The organism is Mycobacterium sp. GA-1285 (assembly GCF_001499905.1).
Taxonomy (GTDB): domain Bacteria; phylum Actinomycetota; class Actinomycetes; order Mycobacteriales; family Mycobacteriaceae; genus Mycobacterium.
Window position 1 is genome coordinate 1 of record NZ_LQIS01000032.1, and the last position, 9393, is coordinate 9393.

Below are 9393 nucleotides of genomic sequence, written 5' to 3' on the forward strand. Positions count from 1 at the left end.
TCGCCATCGTCTACCGCGGCGCAGCAGTCCTACGCGCCATCACCCTCTGGCTACCCCATTTGTCAGACACGCCCTAGTCGGCCGGACGGACCGGGATCGCGATCTCGTTGCGGCGACGGAAGGGCACCGTCCATGGCGGATCGTAGAACCAGGACTGTGGCGGCCCGATGATCTCGACCCCGTTGGCACGCAATGTCTTCGTCAGTTCATCGGTGCGCTCGGCGACCGCCCGCGGGCTTCGGTCCCCGGTGAACCGCAGCACCGCGACCGTCTCACCGGGCACCTCCACCAACCGCACCTTCTCGTCGTCCGGAGCGGGCAAGGTGTCCATCGTCCATTTCGACGGCATGTAGAAGCGGATCGTCGAGTTCTCACCGTCGCGCGTCTGCGCGACCGGCGCCGTCATGGCTATCTTCTCGCGCGTTTGCTGGCCGACGGGGGCGGTCATCGCGATCTTCTCGTCGCGGTGGTTGCCACCGAAGATGTAGCCGGCGAGGCGTCGGAACCCGATGTTTCTGGCCCGGTCCTCGTCGGCGCTCACGGTGGTCTCGGCGGCGATCCGGGGACCGTACCGGCGGATCTCCACCCGGTCGGAGAGCTTCGTGGCCAGGTAGTGCGGTTCTTCGGTGCCCACCCGGATGCCGACGACCGAAAAGACCGATTCCGCGACCTGGCGTGGAATCTCCAGTAGCCGCATCATCGCCGGTTCAGCAACCAGATGTGCGTCGACAGCACCGTCGCGAACGCACACCACAGCGGATACAGCGCCAGCGGCGCGGCCTGAGCGCCCCGCACCTGCACGGCGCGGCGGGTGAGGTCGGCGCTGCTGAGTGTCAGCGCACCGGCCGCGACCGCCGACGTGCCGAGCTTGCCCTGGTTGAAGAACAACCACGACCAGCTGCCGTTGAGCACCAGGTTCGCCGCGAGCGCGGCGAGGTAGCGGCGGCGTTCGCCGGTCTGACCACGGCGCTCGAATTCGTCGAGCGTCGCCGACGAGGTCACGGCGATATCGGCGTACAGGATCGGCCACACAATCGGAAACGCCTGTGCCGGTGGCTGGTACGGCGGCTTTCGCAGCTTCGCGTACCAGAAGGACTGGGAATCCTTGCTGGCCAAGCCGCCGACCACCGCGGTCGCCGTAACCGCCAGTGCCGACGGGACCAGTGTCTTCAGTTGCACCATTCGCTCCTACTGCGAATCAACAATTAGTTAAGCAACTGAAAGGTAGCCGGATTCGCGATCGTTAAACCACGCGATCCCCAACCGGCAGGATGGGCGCATGCCGCAGCTCGACGACGTCCTCGACCGCCTGCACGTGGTCGCGCTCCCGATGCGGGTGCGCTTTCGCGGCATCACGGTCCGCGAAGTGGCACTGATCGAGGGCCCGGCCGGGTGGGGCGAGTTCGGGGCTTTCCTCGAGTACGAGCCACCGGAGGCGGCGCACTGGCTGGCGTCCGCGCTGGAGGCGGCCTATGAACCACCGCCGCAAGTGCGTCGCGATCGGATCCCGATCAACGCGACCGTGCCCGCCGTCGACGCCGCGCAGGTGCCCCACGTGCTGGCCCGCTTCCCCGGTGCGCGTACGGCGAAGGTCAAGGTCGCCGAACCCGGGCAGTCCCTGGCCGAGGATGTGGCGCGCGTCAACGCGGTGCGGGCCGGCGTGCCGACCGTGCGGGTCGACGCCAATGGTGGCTGGAGCGTGTCCGAAGCGGTCGCCGCGGCGACGGCACTGAGCGCCGACGGGCCGCTGGAATACCTTGAACAACCCTGTGCCACAGTGGCAGAACTGGCCGAGCTGCGCCGCCGCATCGACGTCGCGATCGCTGCCGACGAGAGCATCCGCAAGGCCGAGGACCCTCTGCGGGTGGTGCGCGAGAAGGCCGCGGACATCGCGGTTCTCAAGGTCGCACCGCTGGGCGGGGTGCGCGCGCTACTCGAGATCGCCGCGCAGATCGACATCCCCGTCGTCGTCTCCAGTGCGCTGGACTCGGCGGTCGGCATCGGTCGCGGTCTGCTGGCCGCTGCGGCGCTGCCCGACCTACACCACGCGTGCGGGCTGGGCACCGGCGGATTGTTCGTCGACGATGTCGCTGAACCCCTGCGAGCGCAGGACGGATACCTGGCAATCGGTCCGGTGGCTCCCGATCCGGCGCGGCTTTCGGCGCTGGCCGCCCCGCCCGACCGCCGCCGATGGTGGATCGACCGGGTGCGCGCCTGCCATCCGTTGACACGCTGACACGCCATGGTCGAAACCGAACTGGCGGACAACGACTTCCGCCGGTGCGGTAGTCCCATGTCCTGATCTGTGGGGTGCATGGCCTAGACGCCACGGACCTGGTGGCCAACACTGAGGTCATGCGATCGGTGGTGATCCTCGGTTTTGCCGGCGTCCAGGCTCTCGACCTGGTCGGCCCGTTCGAGGTGTTCACGGGAGCGTCGCGGTATCTGCAGGGCAAAGGCAGACAGGGGTACGACGCCAGGGTGGTGACCCTCGACGGTGAACCCGCAACCACCGGCACGGGTCTGGCGCTTGTCGCCCAACCGCTACCGGATCCGCGTGAACCGATCGACACGCTGGTCCTTCCCGGCGGCTTCGGGGTTCACGCTGCCCGCACCAACCTCGATCTGGTTAACTGGATCCAGACCGTCGCGCAGAACTCGCGTCGGGTCGTCAGCGTCTGCACCGGCGCGTTCCTCGCCGCCGAGGCCGGCCTGCTCGACGGCTGCACCGCCACCACGCACTGGGCCTACACCGAACAGCTGTCGCGCGAGTATCCAACGGTGACAGTCGATCCCGATCCGATCTTCGTGCGCAGCAATGACCGGACGTGGACGGCAGCCGGTGTCACTGCCGGCATCGACCTCGCACTGTCGCTGGTCGAGGACGACCACGGCACGGATGTCGCGCAGACGGTCGCGCGCTGGCTCGTCATGTACCTGCGCAGGCCCGGCGGCCAGACGCAGTTCGCCGCACCGGTGTGGATGCCACGCGCCAAGAGGGCACCCATCCGCGAAGTGCAGGAGGCCATCGAGACCGAACCCGGTGGAGCACACACCATCACGGAGTTGGCGCGCCGCGCGGCGATGAGCCCGCGCCACTTCACCCGCTTGTTCACTGAGGAGGTGGGAGAGGCGCCCGGCGCCTACGTCGAGCGGATCCGCACCGAGGCCGCGCGCCGTCAACTCGAGGAGACCGACGACCCCGTCACCGCCATCGCCACGCGTTGCGGATTCGGCAGCGCCGAGTCGCTGCGGCGTAATTTCGTTCGCCGCCTTGGCATTTCACCCGACCAGTACCGCAAGACCTTCGCCTGAGACAGGAGACGACCCGTGACCCAGATCGCCATCATGGTGTACCCCGGCTACACCGCGCTGGACTTCATCGGACCCTACGAGGTGTTGCGCAACCTGCCCGGCGCCGAGGTGCGGTTCGTCTGGCATGAACCAGGGCCTGTCGAGGCCGACTCCGGCGTGCTGCTCGTCGGTGCCACCCACTCCTTCGACGAGACGCCGTCGCCGGACATCGTCCTGATCCCCGGCGGGTTGTCGAGTTTCCAGCACGCCCGCGACGAGAAGGTGCTCGACTGGGTGCGCAAGGCCCACGAGACCACGACCTGGACGACGTCGGTGTGTTCGGGTTCGGTCATCCTCGCCGCGGCGGGCCTGCTCGACGGCCGCCGCGCCACCTCGCACTGGATGGCGCTGCCGATGCTCAAACCGTTCGGCGTCGAGACCGTCTCCGACCAGCGCGTCGTGCACGAGGGCAAGATCGTCACCGCCGCGGGCGTGTCGGCCGGAATCGACCTCGGCCTGTGGCTCTACGGGCAGATCGCGGGTGACGGAAAGGCCAAGGCTGTGCAGCTCGCCATCGAATACGACCCACAGCCGCCCTACGACTCCGGGCACCTGTCGAAGGCGTCGGCCGCCACCAAGGCGACCGCATCGACCCTGCTGAGCCGCGACACCGTCAAACAGGGGCAGCTCGCCCCGACGGTGGCGCTGCTGTGGTCGGCTGCGATCCGGCGAGTCCGCAACAAGGCCACGTCGGTGCGCTGACAGCCACTGAGCGATCCCGTCGTCCCTTCACCGAAGTGGCGGATTCGGCGTAGTCCCTCCCGCCCGGTGCGGCTGCGACGGGGCGACACCGAGATCACCGAACGATCGGGACTTGAGTACCGTCATTCGGGTGAATTTGGCCTACGACGATCGCGGTAGCGGCCCATCGGTCCTGTTCATCGCCGGTCACGGCGGTGCCGGCCGAACCTGGCACCTCAACCAGGTGCCCGCGTTCCAGCGCGCCGGCTACCGCTGCATCACATTCGACAATCGCGGCGTCGGCGCCACGGAGAACGCCACCGGCTTCACGACAGAGACGATGGTGGCCGACACGGCGGCGCTGATCGAGAAACTCGACGCGGCGCCGGTGCGCATCGTCTCGGTGTCGATGGGCTCGTTCATCGCCCAGGAGCTGATGGTGTCGCGGCCCGAGCTGGTCGACCGGGCGGTGCTGATGGCCACCCGCGGCCGCGAAGACCGCACCCGCGAGTTCTTCCGCGAAGCGGAGCGTGAGCTGGCCGACTCGGACGTGGTGCTGCCGACCAAGTTCGACGCGAAACTGCGCCTGCTGGAGAGCTTTTCGCCCAAGACGCTCAACGACGACGCCAAGGTCCGCGACTGGATCGACATGTTCGTCATGTGGCCGAGCAAGACCACGCCCGGCGGGCGCGCGCAGGGCGAGGTCCGGCCGCAGGGCAATCGGCTGCCGGCTTACCGAAGTATTACGGCGCCGACGCTGGTCATCGGGTTCGCCGACGACCTCGTGTTGCCGCCCCACCTGAGCCGGGAGGTCGCCGACGCGATCCCCAACGGCCGCTACCTGGAGATTCCGGATGCCGGCCACCTCGGCTTCCTGGAGCATCCCGAGGCGATCAACAATGCGGCGCTCGATTTCTTCGCCGATAGGCTGTAGGGGTGAACCCCTCGACCGCGCAGGCCCGCGTGGTCGTCGACGAACTGATTCGCGGCGGCGTACGCGACGTCGTGCTGTGCCCCGGATCGCGCAACGCGCCGTTGGCCTTCGCGTTGCAGGACGCCGACCGCGCGGGCCGGCTCCGGCTGCACGTGCGCATCGACGAACGCACCGCGGGCTTCCTGGCCATCGGGTTGGCGATCGCCGAGCGCGCCCCGGTCTGTATCGCGATGACGTCGGGGACGGCGGTGGCCAACCTCGGGCCCGCGGTGGTCGAGGCGAACTACGCGCGGGTGCCGCTGGTCGTGCTGAGCGCCAACCGCCCCTATGAGCTGCTGGGCACCGGCGCGAACCAGACGTTCGAACAGCTGGGGTATTTCGGCACACAGGTACGGGCGTCGATCAGCCTCGGCCTGGCCGAGGAATCCCCGGAACACCTCGACGCCCTCAACGCTCAATGGCGCTCCGCGGTGTGTCGAATCCTGGTGGCGGCCAAGGGCTCTCGATCCGCCAACGCGGGCCCGGTGCAGTTCGACATCCCGCTGCGGGAGCCGCTCGTGCCCGATGCGGACGAGGCCGGGACCTATGTGCCGGACGGCCGGCCCGGCGGCAAGCCGTGGACGCACACCCCACCGGTCAGCTTCGACCAGCCGCTCGACATCGACCTGACCTCCGACACCGTCGTGATCGCCGGGCACGGCGCCGGCGAGCATCCGAACCTGGCCGCGCTGCCGACCGTCGCCGAACCGACGGCGCCACCCGCCGACAACCCGCTGCACCCCTTCGCGTTGCGGCTGGTCCGGCCGAAACAGGTCATCATGCTCGGCCGCCCGACGCTGCACCGGCCGGTCTCGGCGCTGCTGGCCGACCCGTCGGTGCCGGTGTACGCGCTGACCACGGGGCCCCGCTGGCCCGATGTGTCGGGCAACTCGCAGGCGACCGGCACCCGGGCCGTCACCTCGGGCGCCCCGGACCCGGCCTGGCTCGCCCGGTGTGCCGACGTGCACCGGCACGCAATGGAGGCGGTGCGCGGGCAACTGAAGGCGCACCCCCTCAAGACCGGACTGCATGTGGCCGCCGCGGTGGCCGACGCCGTCCGGCCGGGAGACCAGTTGGTGCTGGGGGCGTCGAACCCGGTGCGCGACGCCGCATTGGTCGGCCTGGACACCCACGGGCTGAAGGTGCGCTCGAACCGCGGTGTCGCGGGCATCGACGGGACGGTGTCGACGGCCATCGGCGCCGCGCTCGCCCATGACGGCCGAACGATTGCACTGCTCGGTGACCTGACGTTCGTCCACGACAGCTCGGGGTTGTTGATCGGGCCGACGGAGCCGACGCCGCGCAATTTGACGATCGTGGTGTCCAACGACAACGGCGGCGGCATCTTCGAGCTGCTCGAGCAGGGCGACCCACGGTTCTCCGACGTGTCGTCGCGGATCTTCGGCACCCCGCACGACGTCGACGTGGGCGCGCTGTGCCGGGCCTATCACGTCGAGAGCCGACAACTCGAGGCCGACGACCTGGCCGAGGCGCTCGACGAACCGCACGACGGGATGCGGGTGCTGGAGGTGAAGGCCGACAGGTCGTCGCTGCGGGCGCTGCACGCGTCGATCAAGGCTGCCCTGTGAGCGGAGCGAACGATTCAGCTCCTGTGAGCGGAGCGAACGATTCAGCTCCTGTGAGCGGAGCGACTGGGCTGAGGCGACCAGCCGTGGACCGCTTGACGAATTCCATCCGGTGGGCACGCCGGTTCCTGCCGAAGCTGGTGGCCGACCCGAACGAGTCGCACCGCCAGCGGGTGTTCCGCCGGATCCGCGTCGGCATCGTGATCGCCGCATGCCTGGTGACCCTGCAGTCGGTGCTGATGGTGCTCGGCGCGTGGCGCAATGACCGCCAGATCGAGCGGCACATGGGCGTCGCCGCCGCCGAGGTGCTCGACGCGGGCCCGCGCCGGTCGACGATCGAGTTCGTCACGCCAGACCGCGTGACCTACCGTCCCGAACTGGGGGTGCTCTATCCGTCAGAGCTGGAGACCGGGATGAACATCTACGTCGAATACGACACGAACGACCCGGATATCGTTCGCGTGCAGCATCGCAACGCGGCGTTGGCGATCATCCCGGCGAGTTCGATCGCGGTCGTCGGCTGGCTGATCGCCAGCGCCGCACTGGCCGGGGTGACGCTGATCGAGCGCCGAATCGACCAGCACCGCACGTCGACTTCTGATCGGGACTCCGCCAGCCTTTCGATCACGAGCTGATGCTCAGGACTGGATCAGCTTGTCGAGCCAGTCGTTGTCGTAGATGTCGAGCTTCTCTCCCGCGACCAGGTCGTAGACGGTCGGCGTGCCGGCGGCTTCGGAATCGACGTCGAACAGGAAGCCGAAGTTGTTCTCGTCCATCTCTGCGACGTTCACCGCGGACCCGCCACCAGCGATCCGCTTGACCGCGTTGTCGGGCATGCCTGCCGCGCGGGCCATGTCGGCCATCTCGTCGTCGCTGGGACCCGGTCCGCCCGGATCCTGGTGGGCCCATAGCTCTTCGACGAACCGCTGGAACTGCGTGCCGGTCGCGCCGCTTCCGCTGGCGAGAAACAACGCGTTGCTCACCCGCGCCGAGTGCCCGTCGGTCATCTCGTCGAGGAAGATCAACGGCCGGTACGTGACGTTGAGTTGGCCGACGCCGATGTAGTAGGCGAGCTGATCGCCGAAATCGGCTTGTAGGTCAGCGCAATGGCTGCACTGCGGCTCGGTGAAGATCTCGATTTTGACCGGTGCGTCGTCGAAGCCCGCCACCACACCGAAACCGTCTTCACTGACCTTCAGCGGCGCCTGGGCGGGATCGCGCTTCGCGGTGCCGGCGACATGGTTGGTGCAGCCGACGGCGGCGAGCAGCACGGCGAGCGCCACCACCGCCAGTGCCCGGGAGAATCGCATGTCAGCCGCCCTTTCTCTGGTGCGCACGATACTCGACGCGAACGCACGGCAGCGCCCGTTGGCGCACCAGGTTTTCGCGTGCCATATTCCTGACCGCAACCTTTGCGACAGGCTGCGCTGAGACGATTCCCTCGTGCGCGTGGCGATCGTCGCAGAATCGTTCCTCCCGAATGTCAACGGCGTCACCAATTCGGTACTGCGGGTGATCGAGCATCTGCGCCGCACCGGACACGAGACCCTTGTCATCGCTCCCGACACGCCGCGCGGCGAACCAGCCGCCGATCGCGTGCACGACGGTATCCGCGTCCATCGCGTTCCCTCGCGGATGTTTCCGATGATCACCTCACTGCCCCTTGGCGTACCGCGGCCACGAATCGTCGGTGTACTAAGGGGATTCGACCCCGACGTCGTGCATCTCGCGTCACCCGCGTTGCTCGGGTACGGCGGCCTGCGCGCCGCACGCCGCCTCGGGGTCCCGACCGTGGCCGTATTCCAGACCGATGTCGCGGGATTCGCCGAGAGCTACGGCGTCGGTTTCGCCGCGCGCGCCGCGTGGGCGTGGACACGGCATCTGCACAGCCGCGCCGACCGTACCCTCGCGCCGTCCACGGCCGCGATGGAAGATCTGACGGCACAGGGTATTCCGCGTGTGCACAAGTGGGGGAGGGGCGTCGACATCACCGGGTTCGTGCCGTCGGCGCGCGATGAGGGCCTGCGGCGCCGGTGGTCGCCGGACGGTAAGCCGATTGTCGGCTTCGTCGGTCGCCTCGCGCCCGAGAAGCATGTCGAACGACTCGCGGCGCTCGCACACCGCCACGACCTGCGACTGGTCATCGTCGGCGACGGTATCGACCGCCGCAAGCTCGAAAGTCTGCTTCCCTCCGCGGTTTTCACCGGGGCACTGTACGGCCCGGAGCTGGCCGCCGCGTACGCCAGCATGGACGTGTTCGTGCATCCCGGCGAGCACGAGACCTTCTGCCAGACCGTACAGGAGGGGATGGCGTCAGGTCTGCCGGTCATCGCCCCGGACGCCGGTGGTCCGCGCGACCTTGTCGCCCCTTATCGCACCGGGCTGCTGCTTGCGGTCGACGAGTTCGAGGCCCGGCTGCCTGAGTCCGTCGAGCATCTGATCGCCGAGCGGCAACGCTATTCGATCGCCGCGCGCCGCAGCGTGCTGACACGCACCTGGCCGGCGATCTGCGACGAACTCCTCACCCACTACGAAGACGTCATCACCAAACCCCGCGAGCGTGCACGTCTGCACACGACACGCCGCGGAATTTCGACACTTCGCGCACGGTCGCGCCGCAGCGAGAGTGCGTAACCACCGATCTCGGTGCTGACCATTTGCGCGACCGACCCACAAGCTGGTTCTTGTCGGTGGTCGAATGTATGTTCGATGCATGTCGGGTGACGATCTGCAGGCCGCGGTGAGCGCGTTGCGTGCCGCCTTCGAGACGGTGGCCGCCTGTGATGTCGACTTGCTGAC

General features: G+C 68.3%; 10 protein-coding genes. 7 read left to right on the top strand and 3 right to left on the bottom strand.

Annotated features, from left to right (window positions below; genetic code table 11):
• Nucleotides 1-73: 73 nt before the first annotated feature.
• Both AU193_RS15965 and AU193_RS15970 read right to left on the bottom strand, forming a co-directional pair.
• Entirely contained in the window at nucleotides 74-697 is a 624-nt protein-coding gene (locus AU193_RS15965) for a heme-binding protein (protein WP_082683010.1), read from the bottom strand.
• Complete coding sequence (locus AU193_RS15970) at nucleotides 697-1179, bottom strand: TspO/MBR family protein (protein WP_064423359.1); 483 nt, start codon at nucleotides 1177-1179, stop codon at nucleotides 697-699. The genes AU193_RS15965 and AU193_RS15970 overlap by 1 nt, the downstream gene beginning before the upstream one ends.
• A 100-nt stretch (nucleotides 1180-1279) precedes the next feature.
• On the opposite strand from AU193_RS15970, the gene AU193_RS15975 reads away from it, so the two are divergent.
• The 6 genes from AU193_RS15975 to AU193_RS16000 all read left to right on the top strand — a co-directional run bounded on the left by AU193_RS15975 (nucleotide 1280) and on the right by AU193_RS16000 (nucleotide 7229).
• A complete protein-coding gene (locus tag AU193_RS15975) occupies nucleotides 1280-2236 on the top strand; it encodes an o-succinylbenzoate synthase (RefSeq protein WP_064423353.1) in 957 nt (318 codons plus the stop codon).
• 119 nt (nucleotides 2237-2355) lie between these two features.
• A complete protein-coding gene (locus AU193_RS15980) occupies nucleotides 2356-3315 on the top strand; it encodes a GlxA family transcriptional regulator (RefSeq protein ID WP_172798327.1) in 960 nt (319 codons plus the stop codon).
• 15 nt (nucleotides 3316-3330) lie between these two features.
• Nucleotides 3331-4056 (top strand): DJ-1/PfpI family protein, encoded by a 726-nt coding sequence (locus AU193_RS15985; RefSeq protein WP_064423354.1) that lies wholly within the window; start codon nucleotides 3331-3333, stop codon nucleotides 4054-4056.
• Nucleotides 4057-4186: 130 nt separating this feature from the next.
• A complete protein-coding gene (locus AU193_RS15990; protein WP_064423355.1) occupies nucleotides 4187-4969 on the top strand; it encodes an alpha/beta fold hydrolase in 783 nt (260 codons plus the stop codon).
• A gap of 2 nt (nucleotides 4970-4971) precedes the next feature.
• Nucleotides 4972-6597, top strand: a complete 1626-nt coding sequence (menD, locus tag AU193_RS15995) for a 2-succinyl-5-enolpyruvyl-6-hydroxy-3-cyclohexene-1-carboxylic-acid synthase (RefSeq protein WP_064423356.1) — start codon at nucleotides 4972-4974, stop codon at nucleotides 6595-6597.
• A 92-nt stretch (nucleotides 6598-6689) separates the two neighbouring features.
• On the top strand, nucleotides 6690-7229 hold the full coding sequence (locus AU193_RS16000) for a DUF3592 domain-containing protein (protein ID WP_172798328.1): 540 nt from the start codon (nucleotides 6690-6692) through the stop codon (nucleotides 7227-7229).
• Between the two features lie 3 nt (nucleotides 7230-7232).
• On the opposite strand, the gene AU193_RS16005 is transcribed toward AU193_RS16000, so the two are convergent.
• Entirely contained in the window at nucleotides 7233-7904 is a 672-nt protein-coding gene (locus AU193_RS16005) for a thioredoxin domain-containing protein (protein WP_064423357.1), read from the bottom strand.
• A gap of 133 nt (nucleotides 7905-8037) precedes the next feature.
• On the opposite strand from AU193_RS16005, the gene AU193_RS16010 reads away from it, so the two are divergent.
• Nucleotides 8038-9228 (top strand): glycosyltransferase family 1 protein, encoded by a 1191-nt coding sequence (locus tag AU193_RS16010; protein WP_064423358.1) that lies wholly within the window; start codon nucleotides 8038-8040, stop codon nucleotides 9226-9228.
• Nucleotides 9229-9393 lie beyond the last annotated feature (165 nt).

Bases quoted from the DNA above. Each gene is read 5' to 3' on its own strand.
- AU193_RS15965 (WP_082683010.1), bottom strand. From the start codon at position 697: ATGCGGCTACTGGAGATTCCACGCCAGGTCGCGGAATCGGTCTTTTCG.
- AU193_RS16005 (WP_064423357.1), bottom strand. From the start codon at position 7,904: ATGCGATTCTCCCGGGCACTGGCGGTGGTGGCGCTCGCCGTGCTGCTC.
- AU193_RS15980 (WP_172798327.1), top strand. From the start codon at position 2,356: ATGCGATCGGTGGTGATCCTCGGTTTTGCCGGCGTCCAGGCTCTCGAC.
- AU193_RS15975 (WP_064423353.1), top strand. From the start codon at position 1,280: ATGCCGCAGCTCGACGACGTCCTCGACCGCCTGCACGTGGTCGCGCTC.